This is a genomic window from Halorarum salinum (genome assembly GCF_013402875.1).
Classification (GTDB): Archaea; Halobacteriota; Halobacteria; order Halobacteriales; family Haloferacaceae; genus Halorarum; species Halorarum salinum.
Map to the genome: position 1 here is coordinate 3,443,819 of NZ_CP058579.1, position 17,225 is coordinate 3,461,043.

Sequence of the window (17,225 nt, forward strand, 5' to 3'; positions counted from 1 at the left end):
GATGAGCCTGATCGAACTGACCGACGTGGACACCGGATACGACGAGAACCAGGTCCTGTACGACCTGTCGATGCGCATCGAACCCGACCGCGTGAACTGCATCATCGGTCCGAACGGCTCCGGGAAGTCTACCACGCTCAAGGCGATCTACGGGCTGGTCGACGTGTGGGACGGGTCCGTCACCGTCCGCGACGAGGAGGTGACGAACAGCCACCCGCGCGAGGTGCTAGAGCGGGGGGTCGTGATGTTGCCCCAGGACGGCAACGTGTTCCCGGAGATGACCGTGAAGGAGAACCTCCGGATCGGGGGGTACCTCATCGACGACCAGGAGGTGCTCGAGCGGCGATACGAGCAGGTGTACGAGATGTTCCCCGTGCTGGAGGAGCGACGCGACCAGCGTGCTGGCCAGTTGAGCGGCGGCCAGCAGATGATGGTCGCGTTCGGGCGGGCGCTCGTGCCCGACCCGGACATCCTGCTGCTCGACGAACCGAGCGCCGGCCTCGCGCCCGACCTGGTCGCCGACGTGTTCGAACAGGTGGAGATGCTGAAGGAACGGGGGGAGGACATGGTCATCGTCGAACAGAACGTCAGGGCCGTGCTCGAGATCGCGGACCACGTGTACGTCCTGGATCAGGGGCGTCTCGAGTACGAGGGCGATACCGAACAGCTCCGGGACGAGAGCGACATCATGGAGATGTACATCGGGGAGCGCCACCGATGACCCGGGACGAGAGCGACCGGGCCCGGCGACCCCTTCGACCGGCGAACCGCCAGCGGACCGTGACGTCACGCCCGGTCGCCTGCCGGGTGGAGGGCCGCCATGGTTAGCCTCGAACTGCTCGCCCAGCAGTTCGTCAACGGGCTGTTCTTCGGCGGGCAACTCGCGCTCATCGCCATCGGGCTCACGCTCATCTGGGGGGTCGCCCGGGTGCTCAACTTCTCCCACGGCGCGATGTTCATGGTCGGCGGGTTCGTCGGCTACTACACGCTGGGGGCGACGGGAAGCGTCCTCCTCGCGTCGGTGCTGGCCGTCGTCGTCGTGTTCGCGCTCGGGTACGTCATCGAGCACTCGTTGCTGGAGCCGATGCGCGATCGCGAGGAGTTCGACATCGCGTCGATGGTCGTGACGCTCGGGCTCGCCATCTTCCTCGAGAACGCCATCCTCGTGGGGGTCGGCTCCCAGCGGAAGTCGTTCCCGCTTCTCACCGACGTCGTCTGGAACGTCGCGGGCCTGACGATCAGCGCCCAGCGGCTCGTCATCTTCGTCATCTCCCTGGTCGCGCTCGGGCTGTTGTTCCTGGTCATCACCGGGACGAAGCTCGGGCTCGCGATCAGGGCGGTGTCGCAGGACAGCGACACGGCGCTTCTCATGGGCGTGCGACCGAAGCGCGTCTACTCGATCACGTTCGGAGCCAGCGCGGCGCTCGCGGGGCTCGCGGGCGTGCTGTTGGCACCGATGTTCTCGGTCTACCCCTCCGTGGGGTGGTACCCGTTCCTGCTCGCGTTCATCGTGGTGATGGTCGGCGGGCTCGGGAGCGTCCGCGGGACGCTCGTCGCCGCGCTGGGACTGGCAGTCGTCAGGAGTATCAGCATGATCTGGATCGCAAGCGAGACGGCGATGATGGTACTGTTCGCGATCATGGTGGGGGTCCTGGTCGTCAACCCCGACGGCATCGGGGGGTGGCTCGACGGATGACCGGCTCGACGCTCGGCCGGTCGCTCGGGCGTGCCCGCAAACGGCTCCTCGAGGACGCGCGGGGCAGGAACGGGCGCCTGCTCGCGGTCGGCACCGCGCTCGCGCTTCTCGCCCCGCTCGCGCTGACGGCGTACGCCCTGGACATCGTCATGCAGCTGTTCGTCGCGATACTCGTCGTCGGCAGCTGGATCTTCGTCGCGGGCTACTTCGGCATGTTCACCTTCGCGCACGCCGCGCTGTACGGCGTCGGCGCCTACGCCGCGGTGCTGCTCGTGGCGGAGGCGGGCGTGAACCCGATCGCCTCCATCCTGCTGGGCGGCGTCGTCGCGGGGCTGTTCAGCCTCCCCATCGCCTACCCGGTGTTGCGGCTCTCGGGGGCGTACGTCGGCATGGTCACGCTCGCGTACGCGGAGATCATCTACCGCGCGACCATCCTCCTGCGCGAGATCACCGGCGGACCGACCGGCTACACCGGGTTCCCGCATCTGTTCGACGGCGACAGCGTCGCGATGTACTACTTCGTCCTGTTCGTCGTCGCGGCGCTCATGCTCGTGATGTACGTGCTCCTCGTGAACCGATTCGGGCTCGTCGCCCGGGCCATCCGCGAGTCGCCCGACGCCGCGCGGATGCTCGGGAACGACGTCTCCCGGCACAAGCTGATCGGCTTCGTCGTCGGCTCGTCGATCGCCGGCGTCGCCGGGGCGCTGCAGGCGTACAGCATCCTCATCATCTCGCCGCCGATGCTCGAGATCGAGCGGATGATCGAGTTCATGGCGATGGGCATCATCGGCGGCCTCCGGACCCTCAGCGGCGGGGTGTTCGGCGTCGTCGTCGTCTTCGGCCTCAACGAACTCCTGCGCGACTACGGCGAGATGCGGCTCGTCGTCTGGGGGGCGATGCTCGTCGTCGTCACCCTCTACTTCCCGGACGGGATCGCCGACAGCGACTTCGACGTCCGGGAGCGCCTCGCCGGCGGCGACGTCCCCGTCCGCGAGCGGATCAGGGAGGCGATCGGTCGATGACGGTCGCCGGCGGACCGAGGGCGGGCGGACCCTCGCGGGGCATCGACGGACGAACGACGACGCGCGGACGCACCACCGAAACCAATGGACGCAACTGAGACCGTCGGGAACGCGATCGAATCGAAGCGGGACGACCTCGTCGACCTCGTCACCGACCTCGTCGAGGCGAAGACGGTGACCGGGACCGAGGAGCCGGGACAGGCCGTCGTGGTCGACAAGCTCGAATCGCTCGGGCTCGAACCCGACGTCTGGGAGCCCTCGGCCGAGTCGCTGGCCGGCCACGAGGGGCACTTCGAGACGTCGTCGTACGCGGAGTACGGCTACGATGACCGGCCGAACGTCGTCGCGCGCCGCGAGGGCGGCGACGGGCCGACGCTCACCGTCGGCGGCCACGTCGACGTGGTCGACGTCACCGAAGCCGAGTGGGAGCGGGAGCCGTGGACGGTGACCCGCGAGGGCGACACCCTGTACGGGCGCGGCGTCGCCGACATGAAGGGCGGCCTCGCCGCGGTCCTGATCGCCGTGGAGGCGCTGGACGAGGCGGGGATCGACCTCGGGGGCGATCTCCTCTTCCAGAGCACGATCGAGGAGGAGGACGGCGGCGTCGGCGGGGCACTGTCCGTCCTCGAGCGCGGCTACGTCCCCGACGCGGCGGTCATCGCGGAGCCGTTCGCGCTCCCGAACGTCGGCGTCGCCAGCGCCGGCGTGATGTACTTCCGGGTCCGCGTTCCCGGGAAGAGCGTCCACGCGGCGTGGGGCCACCAGGGCGTCAACGCCATCGGCAACGCGGCCACCGTGTACCGGGCGCTCGAACGGCTCGACGACGAGCGGAAGGCCAGCATCGACTACCCGCCCGCCTATCGGGGGGAACCCGACCTCGAGGGGAACGTGACGAACCTCAACGTCGGCACGATCGAGGCGGGCGACTGGCCCTCGACGCTGCCGAGCGAGACGTTCATGGAGGGCCGCATCGGCTGGCCGCCCGGCGAGAGCCGCGCGGAGGTGCGGGCGCAGATCGAGGACGCCGTGGCCGACGCTGCGGCCGAGGACGAGTGGCTGGCCGACCACCCGCCCGAGGTGGAGTGGTTCGGCTGGCAGGCCGAACCCCACGAGGTCGACCCCGACTGCGAGATCGCGACGGTCGCGTCGCGCGTCTCCGAGGAGGTAGCCGGGCGGACCGGCTCGTTCGTCGGCGGGAACGCGGGGCTCGACGAGCGGTTCTTCGAACTCTACTACGACGTCGACGCCGTGTCGGTCGGCCCGACCGGGTCGGGCCTGCACGGCGCCGACGAGCACACCACGCTCACGTCGCTGCTGGAGACGTCGAAGGCCATCGCGGGGATCGCCATCGAGTACTGCGGGATCGACGACTGAACCGGCTCCCGGTTCGGGCCCGGCCGAACCGCCGGGCCGCGGGGACCGCCGACCCGACCGCCCACCGAAACGACTGAGACCACGCCGCCGACAGACACGACCATGACCGACGACGAGATCACCGTCTTCTGGCACGACCGCATGCTCGACCACGAACCGCCCGCGGGGACGTACAAGTACCCCGCCTCGCCCATCGTCGCGGGCGAGGAGCGCCACCCGGACCGCCGGGAGCGCGTGGAGAACATCAAAGCGATGCTCGATCACGCGTTTACCGAGGCCACGGGGTACGAGTCGCCGGAACGCGCCACGCGCGAGGAACTCGAACGGGTCCACGACCCGGAGTACCTCGACTGGCTCGAGGCGTTCTGCGCGGACGGCGGCGGACGCATCGAGGACACGACGACGGGGGCGAACGAGGCCACGTTCGACGCCGCCCGGGTGGCCGCGGGTGCGGCGATGGCCGCCGCGCGGGCGGCGCTCGACGACGGGGATTCGGTCCCGTACGCGCTGTGTCGCCCCAGCGGCCACCACGCCCAGCCGGACCGCGCCGACGGGTTCTGCTTCCTCAACAACGTCGCCATCGCCGCCGAGGAGGCGCTCTCCCGGGGAGCCGACAGCGTCGCCATCGTCGACTGGGACGTCCACCACGGCAACGGCACGCAGGAGGCGTTCTACGGCCGCGAGGACGTGCTCTTCGTGAGCGCCCACGCGGACCACGGCTCCTGGCACCCCGAGTACCACCCGCAGGAGGGCTCGCTCGGGGAGGTCGGCAACGGCGCCGGCGAGGGCTACACCGTGAACGTCCCGCTCCCGCCGGGGACGGGCGACCGGGGCTACGACGCCCTCTTCGAGCGCGTCGTGAACCCCGTCGTCCGGGAGTACGACCCCGACCTCGTCCTCGTGAGCGCCGGCCAGGACGCCGGCGCCGCGGACCCGAATGCGCGAAACCTCGCCACCCGCGACGGCTTCCTGCGGCTCGGCGAGCACGTGCGCCGCCTCGCCGACGGGACCGCGGACGGCCGCCTCGCGCTCGTCCAGGAGGGCGGCTACCAGCAGTCGCACCTGTCGTTCGCGACGCTCGGCGTGTTCGAGGGGCTCCTCGACCGCCGGGTCGAACTGGAGCAGTTCGGTACCGACGACCCGTTCGCCTGGCTCGACGAGCCGACCGAACTCGTCGACGCCTGGCTGGACGAGGCAGTCGACCACCATCGGACGTACTGGAACCTCGAGTGACGACCCGGTAACCGGGGCGGGGACGGACACGTCCGCCTCGGAGTCGTCCCGAAGGTGTTAACCCCCATCCATCTCACCGAACGGGTGATGAACAGGGACGCCGTCACCGTCCTCCTCCCGGCCTACGACGAGGCCGAGACCGTCGGCGACGTCGTGGCCGACTTCCGGGAACACGGCTTCGAGCGGGTCCTCGTCGTGGACGGCGAGTCGACCGACGGGACGAGGGCCCGCGCCGAGGCGGCCGGCGCGCGCGTGATGATCCAGTCGGGCAGGGGGAAGGGCCAGGCGATCCGCGAGGCGGTCCGCGAGCGCGTCGACACCGAGTTCGTCCTCATGGCCGACGCCGACGGCACGTACCGCCCGGAGGACGCCGACGCGATGCTCGAACCCCTCTTCGAGGGGCGGGCCGAACACGTCGTCGGCGACCGCTTCGCGAACATGCACGAGGACGCGATGACGGCGTTTAACCGGGTCGGCAACCGGGCGTTCAACTGGCTCTTCGGCCTGATCCACCGCGAGGACTTCGGCGACATCCTCTCGGGCTACCGCGCGTTCACCCGCGACTCCTTCCGGCGGCTGGCGCTCTCGGCGGACGGGTTTGGCATCGAGACGGAGCTGTCGGTCGAGTGTGCGCGCCACGGCGTCCCGACGGCGGTCGTCCCCGTCACGTACCTCCCGCGGCCGAACGGGTCGAACACGAACCTCCACCCCGTGAAGGACGGCGGCATCATCCTCATGGCCATCTACCGGCAGGCGAAGACCTCCAACCCGCTGTTCTACTTCGGCAGCGCGGGGATGCTCACCGGCCTGTTCGGCGTGGCCGTCGCGGCCTTCGTCGCCTACGACTGGTTCGTGAACGGCGTTCCCCACGAGGTGCTCGCGGTGGTCTCGGGCGTCTCGCTCATCTTCGGCGTCCAGTTGCTCATCTTCGGCGTGCTCTCGGACCTGATCGTGACGCTCCACCGGGAGACGCTCGACCGCATCGAGAACGACGATTAGAACGGCAACAGCGCCCGGATCCGACCGATCACGGAGTTCGCGGCCCGCTCGCGCCGCGCCTCGAACACCGGGTGCAACTGGTCGAGCAGTTCCGACTCGCTCCCGAACCGGTCCTGCGGGAGGTTCGCGATCGCCTCCTCCAGTTCGAGCGTGTTGCCCGACGCGTCGTACGGGACCGCCGTCTCGTCCACCGCGGCGAGCACCTCCTCGGTCGTCGCCGGGAACGTCACGCCTGCCTCGTCGAGTCGGGCGTTCAGCGCCGCGATGCCGAACTCGACGGCGTCCGGACTCCCGGAGTTCCCCTGCGGCGGTCTGATGGCCATCACCGACGGCTTTGCCCCCCGGGAACTAAAACGCCGGGGCGACGCGACGCGGGGAGCGGGATCGGGGCGATCGATCCGACCGACGGGGAACCGGACCGGAGTGGCAGCCACGCCGGACCGACGAGGCGACCGCGCCGAACCGCCGAGACGGTCACGTCGGGCGCCGCGCTTATGCCGGCGTCGCCCCCACCGGACGGTATGACCGAGTACACCACCGTCTCCATCCCGAAGGACCTCGCCGAGCGGGTCGAACAGACCATCGAGGGGACCAGCTTCTCCTCGACGAGCGACCTGGTCCGGTTCCTGCTGCGCAGCATCGTCATCCAGCACCAGAAGCAGGGGACGCTGACGGAGGCCGAGTTCGACGAGATCACCGACCAGCTTCGGGATCTGGGCTACCTGGAGTAGCTCGGCCGGGTCAAGGCTCCCCGAGGCGTTCCTCGGGCGGTTCGGCGTCGACGATCGCGAGGTCGACGCCCCGCCCGCGCCGGTCGTAGGCGTACACGTCCCCCTCCTCGTAGGGGGGCACGGCGACGAGCACCGCGCCGGCGAGGTCGTCCGCCTCGGTGAGCGCCGGATCGCCGTCGGTGTGGGAGACGAACCGTGCGCGCCCCGTGGGCGTCCCGAGATCCATCCCGAAGACGGCGCGGACCGACCCGCCGGCCTCCGGGAGGTAAAAGTGCGTGAGCACGGGCGTCTCCGGGTCGGCGCCGCCCGTGTCCCCGCCCAGTTCGCCGGCGGGCGTCGTATCGAGCAGCACGTTCACCGGTTCGGGGTCCTCCGCGGACGCCCGCTCCAGCAACACCGTCAGCAACCCGCGCGTGAGGAGTACCACGGACCACCTGTGGACGGGCTGACCAATGAATCCGCCGGCCGTCGGCCGACGTAGGTTCCTCCCCGTGGCGGAACGGACGGACCGCGGGGTCCCCGAACCCGGATCAGCCGAGCAGCGACCGGAGGGTCCGCAGGTACAGCCCCGGCGCGTTCGTCCGCGCCCCGCGGAGCGCCGTCTCCAGGGCCCCGGTCGCACCCTCGTGGACGCCGACGCCGTGGCCCACGAGCACCCGGTCGGGGGATCGACCGCCCAGCGTGGCGCGCGGGGGCGTCAATCGGAGCATCGGGTGGACGCCGAGCCGTTCCCCCCGCGCGAGGAAGTACGGCGAGGTGCCGACGGCCTCGGGCACGTACAGCGTCCCCGACCGCTCGTCGACGAGCCCCACCTCCTGCCACGGCGGGAACGACGCGTCACGGACCCGGAACGCCTCCAGCCCGCCGAGTTCCCGCCCGAAGCGCCGGACGGGCGCGTCGAGGTCCGCGGCGACGCCCGTCATCCAGTCCGGGACGTACACGGGGACGTCGTGGCGGGTCGCCACCGCGACGGCGTCGCGCCGGTGGCGGTCCAGACAGACGACCGTCCCCGCGACCTCCCCGTCCAGGTCCGCGAGCAGATCGTCGACGCCGGGCGCGTCGACCGGGTCCAGGACCCACACGTCGCCCTCGACCGAGAGCGCGTGGCTCGCCCGTCGCATCGACTCCTCGGGGTGGGCGAGCCAGCCGACGCCGCCGTCGAACCGGTCCACCGCGGTCAGGTCGGGCTCGTCGGACGCTTTCATCGGCATGGGCGCGCAGTCGGTCGCCGCGGGCTTAAGTGCCATCGCCGCGGACCTCCACGGGTGAACCGGACCCCCGCGCTCGCACACCTGGCGCTGGAGGTGTGTGATCTCGACCGGGCCGCCCGCTTCTACGCGGATCGGCTCGGGCTGACGCCCGGACGTCGAAACGGGACGGAACTGGCGTTCGACGTCGGCGGGACGGACCTCGTCTGCCGGCGGCCGGACTCGGTTCCCCGCGGCGGCCTCCACGTCCACTTCGCCTTCGAGACGCCGGGATCGGAGTACGACGCCTGGCGGGCGCGCTTTCCAGACGCCGAGGAGGTCGAGTTCGGCTCGTTCCGGTCGGTGTACCCCTTCGACGAGGACGGCCACTGCGCCGAGATCGGCGGACTGGCGGACGGGGGCGAGGGGATCGTCGGCGTGTTCGAGGTGGTCCTCGAGGTCGCGAACGTCGACGCGGCCGAACGGTCCTACCGCGCGCTGGGATTCGAACCGGTCGACCGCGGCGTCGAGCGGCGACGCGTGCGGCTCCGCGGGCCGGCGGCGCCGGACGTGGAGGGGGACGACGCCACGGGCGACGGCCCCCGGCCGTTCGACCTGGAACTCTGGGAGCCGCAACTCGGCCTCGCGGGCGCCCGCGGGGGCGTGCACGTCGACCTGGGTATCCGGGTGGCCGACCCGGCCGCCGCCGCAGAGCGGGCGTTCGGCGACCTACCGTCGGTCCGGACGCTGGAGCGCGAGGACGGCAGGGTCGAACTGTACGACCCCGACGGCCACCACCTCGTGCTGATTCCGGCCTGAGTGAGGTCGCGTTCGAACCGGCGGTCCGTCGGCTCGCGGAGCTCCGGTCCCGATCGGGTCGGTTCGTTCGAATCGACCGTTCCGTAGGTCCCGAATCGACCATCGCGTATTACGTCGAGGGAAACATGTTCTCGGACCCGTGCTGAATGCGTACCGAGCATCCCGCGGAGGATCGCTCCCGGGAAGAGCCACACCGATCCCGCGTATCCATCAGTGCCGAGCGGCTAAATCACGAACTCGACCCAGTCAGCGGTGACGAACTTGTAGCGACATCCCTCGCAGAGATCCATCTCGAGGGCCTGGCCCGTGGAAAGGTGAACGTGATACTGTTCGACCGGGTACTCCTCCTCCCCGCAGTTACTGCATGTCACAGGTGGATCGCTCCGTTGGGTGCGAGAGCTACGACTACCACCGACATAACTATCACGCGCATCGTTCACGGGGCACGTCCGGTCGGTACGGTCCGTTACCTCCTTGCTCTGATCACCCCGAACCCCCGAATTCAGCCTCTGTGTCCAGCAACCGGTTCCTAGTACTTCCGTAGTAGAACGTTCTGACGCTTCCTCAGAGAAGGTACGTACTCACCGGATCGGTGCAACCGGCAGGGCGTTCTCCCGTTCACACCGAAAGAACGGTGGGTCGGATCACGTTCCGGGTCGGTCGACGGCCCCGAGTTGCTGCAGCAACCCGAGCGTATCTGGCTGGACCCACCGTTCGACGATCTTCCCGCCGTCGATGCGGGTGAAGACCATGTTTCCGACCTCGAACTCCCGGCCGGTCGGCTCGACGCCCATGAATTCGCCCTCGTGGATCCCCCGCAGGGTCACCCGCATCGCGACGGTGTCCCCCTCGGAGACGACGTCCTCGACGGTCGCCGAGAACCCCCCGAATGCAGTGCGAAGGGATTCGATCCGTTCCGTGAGGGCTTCGCGGCCCCGCGCCTCCCCGAACGGGCTGTGGTCGACGACGTCCTCGGCGCAGATCTCGTCGATGACGTCGATCCGCCCCTCCGTCGCTACGTCTTCCGGAAAGCGGCGGGCGAGTCGCGCGTTCTCCTCTCTCGTGGTCGTGACTACCATATCTGTCACCAACCATCAGTAGGTTCCGCGAGGACATAAGATAGTGAGCGACGTGTTCGCGGGGAGACGGGTTCGGAAACGACGAATCACCGTGTCGGCGGCCGGCCGTGGGTTGGCCGAATCTCATCCCACGGAGATTCACGTGCAGTCCGAGTCGATCCGACGATCGATCCGACCGATGGCGGAAGACCGATTACCCACCGGGCGATAGCCACCCCCAATGGACGTCAGCGTCATCGGCTGCGGCTACGTCGGGGCGAGCGTCGCGGCCTGCTTCGCGGATCTGGGCCACGACGTCGTCGCCGTCGACGTCGACGAGGAGCGCGTCGAAGCCATCGAGGACGGGCGGCCGCCGCTCCACGAACCGGGGCTCGACGAACTCGTCGCTGCGAACGCCGGCGAGCGCCTCCGGGCGACGACCGACTACGACGCCGTCCCGGACACCGACCTGACGTTCCTCGCCGTCCAGACGCCCTCCAACGACGACGGGAGCATCGACACCTCCGTCGTGGAAGCGGCGGCGGGGATGCTCGGCGAGGCGCTCGCCGGGACCGACGAGCACGCGGTGGTCGTGAAGAGCACGGTGATCCCGGGGACGACGGCCGATCTCGTGGCGCCCGCGGTCGCGGACGCGGCCGGGATGACCGTCGGCGAGGACCTCCACGTCGGGATGAACCCCGAGTTCCAGCGCGAGGGCTCCGCCGTGGGGGACTTCCTCGACCCCGACAAGATCGTCCTCGGCGCGGACGGGGACGTCGAGGCCTACGCCGCGCTCCACGAGGCGTACGACCCCCTCCGCGAGGCTCTCGACCACGAGGTGCCGGTCGTGGAGACCGGGACGCGCGAGGCGGAGATGATCAAGTACGCCAACAACGCGTTCCTCGCGGCGAAGGTGTCGCTGGCGAACGACCTGGGGAACGTCTGCAAGGAGTACGGCGTCGACGCCTACGAGGTGACCGACGCCATCGGGCTCGACCACCGCATCGGCGCCCCGTTCCTCCGCAGCGGCGTCGGCTGGGGCGGCTCCTGCTTCCCGAAGGACGTCGCCGCCATCATCGCCGCCGCGCGGGCGAAGGGGTACGAGCCGGAGCTCCTCGCGGCCGCGGTGTCGATCAACGACCGCCAGCCCGAACGGTTGCTCTCGCTGCTCGACCGCCACGTCGACGTGGCCGGCGAGCGCGTCGCAGTGCTCGGCCTCGCGTTCAAGCCCGGCACCGACGACGTCCGCAACTCCCGCGCCGTCCCGACCGTCGAGGGACTCCGGGAGCGGGGGGCGGAGGTCGTCGCGTACGACCCCGTCGCGGCCGGGAACATGCGCGAGCGCTTCCCCGGGATCGAGTACGCCGAGTCGGCGGCGGCGGCGCTCGAGGGGGCGAGCGGCGCCGTCGTCGTCACGGACTGGCCGGAGTTCGCGGACCTCGACGGGGAGTTCGACGCGATGGCCGACCCGATCGTCGTCGACGGCCGGCGGGTCGTCGAGCGCCGGGAGGGGATCACCTACGAGGGCCTGACCTGGTGAACGCCGAAATCGACGGGTGAGCGGGGGACAGGTCGGGTTCCAGCGGGCGTCGGGGGGAGATCAGCTTCCGAGCCGATCGGTGTTGATCGGGACGTTCGGCGGGGTGACGACGAGGAAGCCCCGGAAGTGCGAGAGCTCCCCGCCCATGTCGTTCACCTCGCGGGCGAACCCGGCGGCGAGTTCGTTCAGGTCGCCCGTCACCGCCAGCACGAGCACGTTGCCGTACTCGACGTTCCTGATCCAGACGGTCGGGTCGGTGGTGCCGTCGAGCACCCCGAGGACGACCTCGCCCGCGACCTCCTCGTCGAGCAGTTCCTCCGCACCCTGGAGGTCGAGGCCGAACTCGCTCATACCCGCCCCTCGGAGTGACCGGCCAAAAGCGTTCGGTCGTCGCGGGACGGCGTCGGGAGGTCCGGCGGGGACCGGTCGCCAGGTCGTCCACGTCGGGCCTGACCGTTCTCGGCCCCACCGTGGAAAGGTACTTGCCGGGTGACCGTGAGCCCACACGCGTGCCACCCTCCACCGAAGTACCCCGCGTCGCCATCGCCCTCCTCTTCGTCGTCGGCGCCCTCCTCGTCGGCGTCCTCGCGGTCCCGGCCGCAGTCGACGCCCGCGCTCCGCCCCAGGCCGCCTGCGGAGTGTGTACGGACGCGCTCGACGACGCTGCCGGCGACCGCGGCGTCGCGCTCGAGCGCGCCTCCTCGGAGATGACGATCCGGGTCGACGGGAACGGCTCCGCGGCCTGGACGGCCCGCGTCGCGCTCGCCGAGGGAGCGGACGCCCTCCGAGACAATTCGGTCCGCGAGGCCGTCGTCGCGGACGCCCGACACGGGACCCTCGCGGACCCGGACGCCGTGAGGAGTCGGATGGAGGGCGACACGCTCGTCGTCTCCTACCGGACGGACGACGACGCCGAGCGCGAGGCCGGCGTCCTCCTGTTCACCGGGTTCCACGCGACCGGCCCCACGATGCCGTTCGCCATGGGCGGCCCGGGGCCGGCGTATCCGGGCGCCGACGAACTCACGCTCCGGGGCCCCCCGAACACCGCCGTCGAGGGCGAGTACGACGGGGCGGCGAACGGCGGGGCCGAGGTCCGCTGGACCGATGCCGACGCGGACGTCGACCGGTCGACGGTCGTCGCGTTCGCGCCCGAGGAGGCCCGGTTCGCCGGCGTCCGAACGCGGCTCGCGCGCCTCCTGTTCCGGCTCTGAGGGCGGCGCCGACCCGTTCCACGGCCGACGGGTCGACGTCCACGTATTTCCGTCCGGCGTGCGTACTGTCGTCGATGTCCCCCACCACCCGCAGACGGCTGCTCGAATCGGCGCTCGCCGGCGGACTGGTCGGTCTGACGGGCTGCAGCGGCGTTTCGAATCCGGCGTCGGGGACGACCGGGGCCCCCTCGACCGGGTCGACGCCGACGACCGCGACGGACGAGGACGAGGAGAGCGGGGCCGGCCGGCCCGCGCCGCTCCCGGAGTCGGTCGCGCTCGAACGGCTGGCCACCGGCCTGGAGGCACCGGTGGACGTGGCGTTCGCGCCCGATGCGGACCGTCGATACGTCGTGGACCAGCCCGGCCGGATCCTCGTCCACGAGTCGGGGACGCTCCGCGACGAGCCGTTCCTCGACCTCGGCGACGCGGTCGAGGCGGGCGGCGAGAAGGGGTTGCTCGGGCTCGCACTCCACCCGGGGTTTGCGGGGAACCGGCGGCTGTTCGTCCGGTACAGCGCCCCGGTGCGCGAGGGGACGCCGTCCTCGTACAGCCACACGTTCGTGCTCGCGGAGTTCACCGCGACCGAGGACGGCACGCGGGCCCCGCTCGAGGGCGAGCGGACGGTCCTCGAGATCCCCCAGCCCCAGCCGAACCACAACGCCGGCTCCGTCGCGTTCGGGCCGGACGGCTACCTCTACGTCGGGGTCGGCGACGGCGGCGGGAGCGACGACCAGGGAGAGGGACACGTCGAGGACTGGTACGACCCCGTCGAGGGCGGGAACGGCCAGGACGTGACCGGGAACCTGCTGGGGGGCGTCCTCCGCATCGACGTCGACGGTCGCGCGGACGGGAAGGGGTACGCCGTCCCCGACGACAACCCGCTCGTGGGCCGGGAAGGGTTCGACGAGCAGTACGCCTGGGGGCTCAGGAACCCGTGGCGGCTCTCGTTCGACGACGGGGACTGCTTCGTCGCCGACGTGGGCCAGGACGAGTACGAGGAGGTGAACCTGCTCGAACGCGGCGGCAACTACGGGTGGAACGTGAAGGAGGGGACCCACTGTTTCGAGGCCGACGACTGCCCGGACGAGACGCCGTCCGACGTCAGGGGCGGCGAGTCGCTCATCGACCCCATCGTCGAGTACCCCCACTCGGGGGATGACGTCAGCGGCGTCTCGGTCATCGGCGGCCACGTCTACCGCGGCGCGGCGATTCCGGGGCTCCGGGGGCGATACGTCTTCGGCGACCTCGAGGCGGATGGCCGGCTGTTCGTCTCGACCCGAGCCGAGGGCGACGGCTCCTGGTCGACGGACGTCGTCCCGCTCGGCGGGGACGGCGACGACGCCCTCGAACGCCTCCTGTCGTTCGGCCGCGACGGCGAAGGCGAGGTGTACGCGCTCGGGAGGGGCGAGGACGGCGGCGGCGTGTATCGGCTGACCCCCGACGGATAGCCAGACGCCCCCGACGCGTAGCCGGGAGGTCGACCCGGCGGGTCGGGTCCGGCGGCGGGGTCGGTCCGGTTCGGCCGCCCAACCCGTAGCGTTTTACGGACCCCCGGCCCCACTCACAACCATGTCGAACGAGCCCGGCGGGATCGTCGGCGAGTTCCTCTCGCTGAAGGCGGACACCGACGCCGACGTGCTCGCGATGCAGTGTGGCGACTTCTACGAGTTCTTCGCCGAGGACGCGGAACTGGTCGCCGAGGAACTCGACCTCAAGGTCTCCCAGAAGTCCTCCCACGGCTCCTCGTACCCGATGGCGGGCGTCCCCCTCTCGGAGCTCACCCCGTACCTGAAGGCGCTCGTCGAGCGCGGCTACCGCGTCGCCGTCGCCGAACAGTACGAAACCGACGGCGGCCACGCCCGCGAGATCGAGCGCGTCGTCTCGCCGGGCACGGTCGTCGACCCGGACGGCTCGGCCGCCCGCTACCTCGCGGGCGTCGAGGAAGCCGACGGCGGGTACGGCGTCGCCTTCGCCGAGGTGACGACCGGCCGCTTCCGCGCCGCGGCGGTCGAGTCGGCCGACGACGTCCGCGCGGAACTCCACCGGTTCGCGCCCGTCGAGGTCCTCCCCGGTCCCGGCGTCCGCGGGGACGACGACCTGCTCGCCGCGTTCCGGGAGGACGCCGACGCGACCCTGACGCTCCACGAAGCGGAGGCGTTCGCGCCCGGCCGGGCGCGCCACCGCCTGCGCGAGCAGTTCGGCCGGGAGACGCTCGAGACGGTCGGCCTCGACGCGGACGCGGCCGTCGCCGCCGCCGGCGCGGTGCTCCACTACGTGGACGAGACCGGGGCCGGCGTGCTCGCGTCGATGACGCGCCTCGGCACCCTCGACCCCGGCGGCCGCGTCGCGCTCGACGCGACGACCCAGCGCAACCTCGAACTGGTCGAGACGATGAAGGGCGAGCGCGAGGGCACCCTGCTCGAGACGCTCGACCACACCGAGACCGCGGCGGGGTCTCGCCTGCTCCGCGAGTGGGTCACCCGGCCCCGCCGCGACCGCGCCGAACTCGAACGCCGTCACGACGCGGTCGCGGCGTTCGCCTCCGCGGCGCTCGCCCGGGATCGCCTCCTCGACGTGCTCGACGGGACGGCGGACCTCGAACGACTCGCCGCGCGCGCGACGAGCGGGAGCGCCGATCCGCGCGACCTCGCGGCCGTCCGGGACGCGCTCGCTCGCCTCCCCCGGCTGGCGTCCGCCATCGAGGGGACGGAACTCGCGGACTCGCCGGTCGCCGACGCCCTCGCTCGGCCGGACCAGTCGGCCGCGCGCGGCCTCCACGACGACCTCGACGACGCGCTCGCGACCGACCCGCCGGGGACCGTCACCGAGGGAGGGATCATCGCGCGGGGCCACGACGAGGAGCTGGACGAACTCGTCGGGGAGTACGAGGAGGCCGAGCGCTGGCTCGACACGCTCGCCGAGCGGGAGAAGCGCCAGCACGGCCTCTCGCACGTCACGGTCGACCGGAACGCCACCGACGGCTACTACGTCCAGGTCGGCCGGTCGGTCGCCGACGAGGTGCCCGACCACTACCGGGAGATCAAGACGCTGAAGAACTCGAAGCGGTTCGTCACCGACGAACTGGAGGACCGGGAGCGGACGGTCCTGCGGCTGGAGGAGGCCCGCGGGGAACTGGAGTACGACCTGTTCCAGGGGCTTCGCGACCGCGTCGCCGAGCGGGCCGAACTCCTCCAGGACGTGGGCCGGGCACTCGCGGAACTCGACGTGCTGGCCTCGCTGGCCGAGCACGCGGCGGCGAACGACTGGGTGCGGCCCGACCTCTCGAACGGCGGCGAACTCGCCATCGAGGCGGGCCGGCACCCGGTGGTCGAACGGACCACCGACTTCGTCCCGAACGACCTCCGGATGGACGGGGCGGCTTCAGCTGCCAGTCCGGAACGTGCCAGCGGGCACGCGGACCGCGAACGGGGCTTCCTCATCGTCACCGGGCCGAACATGAGCGGGAAGTCGACGTACATGCGCCAGTGCGCGCTCGTCGTGCTGCTCGCGCAGATGGGGAGCTTCGTGCCCGCGGACGCCGCGCGCGTCCCGCTCGTGGACGGCGTGTTCACCAGGGTCGGCGCGCTGGACGAGCTCGCGGGGGGCCGCTCCACGTTCATGGTCGAGATGCAGGAGCTCTCGAACATCCTCCACTCCGCCACCGAGGACTCGCTGGTCATCCTCGACGAGGTGGGGCGCGGCACGGCGACCTACGACGGCATCTCCATCGCCTGGGCCGCCACCGAGTACCTCCACAACGAGGTCCGCGCGAAGACGCTGTTCGCGACCCACTACCACGAACTCACCGCGCTCGCGGAGCACCTCCCGCGCGTCGGGAACGTCCACGTCGCCGCCGAGGAGCGGGACGGCGACGTGACGTTCCTCCGGCGGGTCCGCGAGGGCCCGACCGACCGCTCCTACGGGGTCCACGTCGCGGACCTCGCCGGCGTCCCCGACCCGGTCGTCGACCGCTCGGCCGAGGTGCTGGACCGCCTCCGCGAGGAGAAGGCCATCGAGGCGCGCGGCTCGGAGTCCGGCTCGACGGGCGGCGAGGACGGTCGCGACGGGACGAGACAGACCGTCTTCGACCTCGGGAGCGGTCAGTTCCGGGGGTCCGCGAGCGCCGACGGCGGCGACTCCGAACCGCTCGACCCCTCCACGAAGTCGGTGCTGGAGGAACTGCGGGGGACGGACGTGAACGAGGTGCCCCCGGTCGAACTGATGGCGAAGGTCCAGGAGTGGCGCGAGCGCCTCGACGGGGCGGGATGAACGGCGGCCGGGACGAGGTGGGAGCCTGGCCTAACTACAGGCCGGCAACCACGGCACATAGTTAACTTTTCCCGGATGCTCCGACC

Annotated in this window: 17 protein-coding genes; 12 read left to right on the forward strand and 5 right to left on the reverse strand. The window is 71.1% G+C overall.

Annotated features, from left to right (window positions below; translation table 11 throughout):
- Position 1: 1 nt before the first annotated feature.
- The 6 genes from HUG12_RS17440 to aglJ all read left to right on the forward strand — a co-directional run bounded on the left by HUG12_RS17440 (position 2) and on the right by aglJ (position 6,324).
- Positions 2-721 (forward strand): ABC transporter ATP-binding protein, encoded by a 720-nt coding sequence (locus HUG12_RS17440; RefSeq protein ID WP_179270001.1) that lies wholly within the window; start codon positions 2-4, stop codon positions 719-721.
- A 99-nt stretch (positions 722-820) separates the two neighbouring features.
- Complete coding sequence (locus HUG12_RS17445) at positions 821-1,696, forward strand: branched-chain amino acid ABC transporter permease (RefSeq protein ID WP_179270002.1); 876 nt, start codon at positions 821-823, stop codon at positions 1,694-1,696.
- Positions 1,693-2,718, forward strand: coding sequence for a branched-chain amino acid ABC transporter permease (locus HUG12_RS17450; protein WP_179270003.1), 1,026 nt, complete (start codon positions 1,693-1,695; stop codon positions 2,716-2,718). The genes HUG12_RS17445 and HUG12_RS17450 overlap by 4 nt, the downstream gene beginning before the upstream one ends.
- A gap of 84 nt (positions 2,719-2,802) precedes the next feature.
- The gene (locus HUG12_RS17455) at positions 2,803-4,092 is read left to right on the forward strand and encodes an ArgE/DapE family deacylase (RefSeq protein WP_179270004.1); all 1,290 of its coding nucleotides are present in this window, start codon (positions 2,803-2,805) and stop codon (positions 4,090-4,092) included.
- A 102-nt stretch (positions 4,093-4,194) separates the two neighbouring features.
- Positions 4,195-5,325 (forward strand): arginase family protein, encoded by a 1,131-nt coding sequence (locus HUG12_RS17460; RefSeq protein ID WP_179270005.1) that lies wholly within the window; start codon positions 4,195-4,197, stop codon positions 5,323-5,325.
- Positions 5,326-5,412: 87 nt separating this feature from the next.
- Positions 5,413-6,324: an S-layer glycoprotein N-glycosyltransferase AglJ gene (gene aglJ, locus HUG12_RS17465; protein ID WP_179270006.1), complete on the forward strand. Its 912-nt coding sequence runs from the start codon at positions 5,413-5,415 to the stop codon at positions 6,322-6,324.
- Here the strand turns inward: aglJ and HUG12_RS17470 are convergent.
- Positions 6,321-6,647, reverse strand: a complete 327-nt coding sequence (locus HUG12_RS17470) for a hypothetical protein (RefSeq protein ID WP_179270007.1) — start codon at positions 6,645-6,647, stop codon at positions 6,321-6,323. The two genes, aglJ and HUG12_RS17470, sit on opposite strands and share 4 nt — an antisense overlap.
- Positions 6,648-6,845: 198 nt before the next feature.
- Here HUG12_RS17470 and HUG12_RS17475 point away from each other — a divergent pair, with 198 nt between their 5' ends.
- Entirely contained in the window at positions 6,846-7,055 is a 210-nt protein-coding gene (locus HUG12_RS17475; protein ID WP_179270008.1) for a ribbon-helix-helix domain-containing protein, read from the forward strand.
- Positions 7,056-7,065: 10 nt separating this feature from the next.
- On the opposite strand, the gene HUG12_RS17480 is transcribed toward HUG12_RS17475, so the two are convergent.
- Both HUG12_RS17480 and HUG12_RS17485 read right to left on the reverse strand, forming a co-directional pair.
- Positions 7,066-7,482, reverse strand: coding sequence for an MPN domain-containing protein (locus tag HUG12_RS17480; RefSeq protein WP_179270009.1), 417 nt, complete (start codon positions 7,480-7,482; stop codon positions 7,066-7,068).
- 103 nt (positions 7,483-7,585) lie between these two features.
- Positions 7,586-8,266: a hypothetical protein gene (locus HUG12_RS17485; RefSeq protein WP_394354286.1), complete on the reverse strand. Its 681-nt coding sequence runs from the start codon at positions 8,264-8,266 to the stop codon at positions 7,586-7,588.
- Between the two features lie 54 nt (positions 8,267-8,320).
- On the opposite strand from HUG12_RS17485, the gene HUG12_RS17490 reads away from it, so the two are divergent.
- The gene (locus tag HUG12_RS17490) at positions 8,321-9,061 is read left to right on the forward strand and encodes a VOC family protein (RefSeq protein ID WP_179270010.1); all 741 of its coding nucleotides are present in this window, start codon (positions 8,321-8,323) and stop codon (positions 9,059-9,061) included.
- Between the two features lie 644 nt (positions 9,062-9,705).
- On the opposite strand, the gene HUG12_RS17495 is transcribed toward HUG12_RS17490, so the two are convergent.
- A complete protein-coding gene (locus tag HUG12_RS17495) occupies positions 9,706-10,140 on the reverse strand; it encodes an ester cyclase (protein ID WP_179270011.1) in 435 nt (144 codons plus the stop codon).
- A 220-nt stretch (positions 10,141-10,360) separates the two neighbouring features.
- Here HUG12_RS17495 and aglM point away from each other — a divergent pair, with 220 nt between their 5' ends.
- Positions 10,361-11,659, forward strand: coding sequence for a UDP-glucose 6-dehydrogenase AglM (gene aglM, locus HUG12_RS17500; protein ID WP_179270012.1), 1,299 nt, complete (start codon positions 10,361-10,363; stop codon positions 11,657-11,659).
- Between the two features lie 60 nt (positions 11,660-11,719).
- Here the strand turns inward: aglM and HUG12_RS17505 are convergent, their stop codons facing one another.
- Positions 11,720-12,010, reverse strand: coding sequence for a DUF5779 family protein (locus HUG12_RS17505; RefSeq protein WP_179270013.1), 291 nt, complete (start codon positions 12,008-12,010; stop codon positions 11,720-11,722).
- Between the two features lie 158 nt (positions 12,011-12,168).
- Here HUG12_RS17505 and HUG12_RS17510 point away from each other — a divergent pair, with 158 nt between their 5' ends.
- The 3 genes from HUG12_RS17510 (at position 12,169) to mutS (ending at position 17,139) form a co-directional block, all read left to right on the forward strand.
- Positions 12,169-12,870, forward strand: coding sequence for a hypothetical protein (locus HUG12_RS17510; RefSeq protein WP_246308081.1), 702 nt, complete (start codon positions 12,169-12,171; stop codon positions 12,868-12,870).
- Positions 12,871-12,944: 74 nt separating this feature from the next.
- Positions 12,945-14,318: a PQQ-dependent sugar dehydrogenase gene (locus tag HUG12_RS17515; protein ID WP_179270014.1), complete on the forward strand. Its 1,374-nt coding sequence runs from the start codon at positions 12,945-12,947 to the stop codon at positions 14,316-14,318.
- Positions 14,319-14,439: 121 nt separating this feature from the next.
- Positions 14,440-17,139 (forward strand): DNA mismatch repair protein MutS, encoded by a 2,700-nt coding sequence (gene mutS, locus HUG12_RS17520; RefSeq protein ID WP_179270015.1) that lies wholly within the window; start codon positions 14,440-14,442, stop codon positions 17,137-17,139.
- The last annotated feature ends 86 nt before the right edge of the window (positions 17,140-17,225 follow it).

Excerpts from the sequence above, each read along its gene's own strand:
- HUG12_RS17440 (WP_179270001.1), top strand. The coding sequence starts at position 2 with ATGAGCCTGATCGAACTGACCGACGTGGACACCGGATACGACGAGAAC.
- HUG12_RS17445 (WP_179270002.1), top strand. The coding sequence starts at position 821 with ATGGTTAGCCTCGAACTGCTCGCCCAGCAGTTCGTCAACGGGCTGTTC.
- HUG12_RS17450 (WP_179270003.1), top strand. The coding sequence starts at position 1,693 with ATGACCGGCTCGACGCTCGGCCGGTCGCTCGGGCGTGCCCGCAAACGG.
- HUG12_RS17455 (WP_179270004.1), top strand. The coding sequence starts at position 2,803 with ATGGACGCAACTGAGACCGTCGGGAACGCGATCGAATCGAAGCGGGAC.
- HUG12_RS17460 (WP_179270005.1), top strand. The coding sequence starts at position 4,195 with ATGACCGACGACGAGATCACCGTCTTCTGGCACGACCGCATGCTCGAC.
- aglJ (WP_179270006.1), top strand. The coding sequence starts at position 5,413 with ATGAACAGGGACGCCGTCACCGTCCTCCTCCCGGCCTACGACGAGGCC.
- HUG12_RS17470 (WP_179270007.1), bottom strand. The coding sequence starts at position 6,647 with ATGGCCATCAGACCGCCGCAGGGGAACTCCGGGAGTCCGGACGCCGTC.
- HUG12_RS17475 (WP_179270008.1), top strand. The coding sequence starts at position 6,846 with ATGACCGAGTACACCACCGTCTCCATCCCGAAGGACCTCGCCGAGCGG.
- HUG12_RS17485 (WP_394354286.1), bottom strand. The coding sequence starts at position 8,266 with ATGCCGATGAAAGCGTCCGACGAGCCCGACCTGACCGCGGTGGACCGG.
- HUG12_RS17495 (WP_179270011.1), bottom strand. The coding sequence starts at position 10,140 with ATGGTAGTCACGACCACGAGAGAGGAGAACGCGCGACTCGCCCGCCGC.
- aglM (WP_179270012.1), top strand. The coding sequence starts at position 10,361 with ATGGACGTCAGCGTCATCGGCTGCGGCTACGTCGGGGCGAGCGTCGCG.
- HUG12_RS17505 (WP_179270013.1), bottom strand. The coding sequence starts at position 12,010 with ATGAGCGAGTTCGGCCTCGACCTCCAGGGTGCGGAGGAACTGCTCGAC.
- HUG12_RS17515 (WP_179270014.1), top strand. The coding sequence starts at position 12,945 with ATGTCCCCCACCACCCGCAGACGGCTGCTCGAATCGGCGCTCGCCGGC.
- mutS (WP_179270015.1), top strand. The coding sequence starts at position 14,440 with ATGTCGAACGAGCCCGGCGGGATCGTCGGCGAGTTCCTCTCGCTGAAG.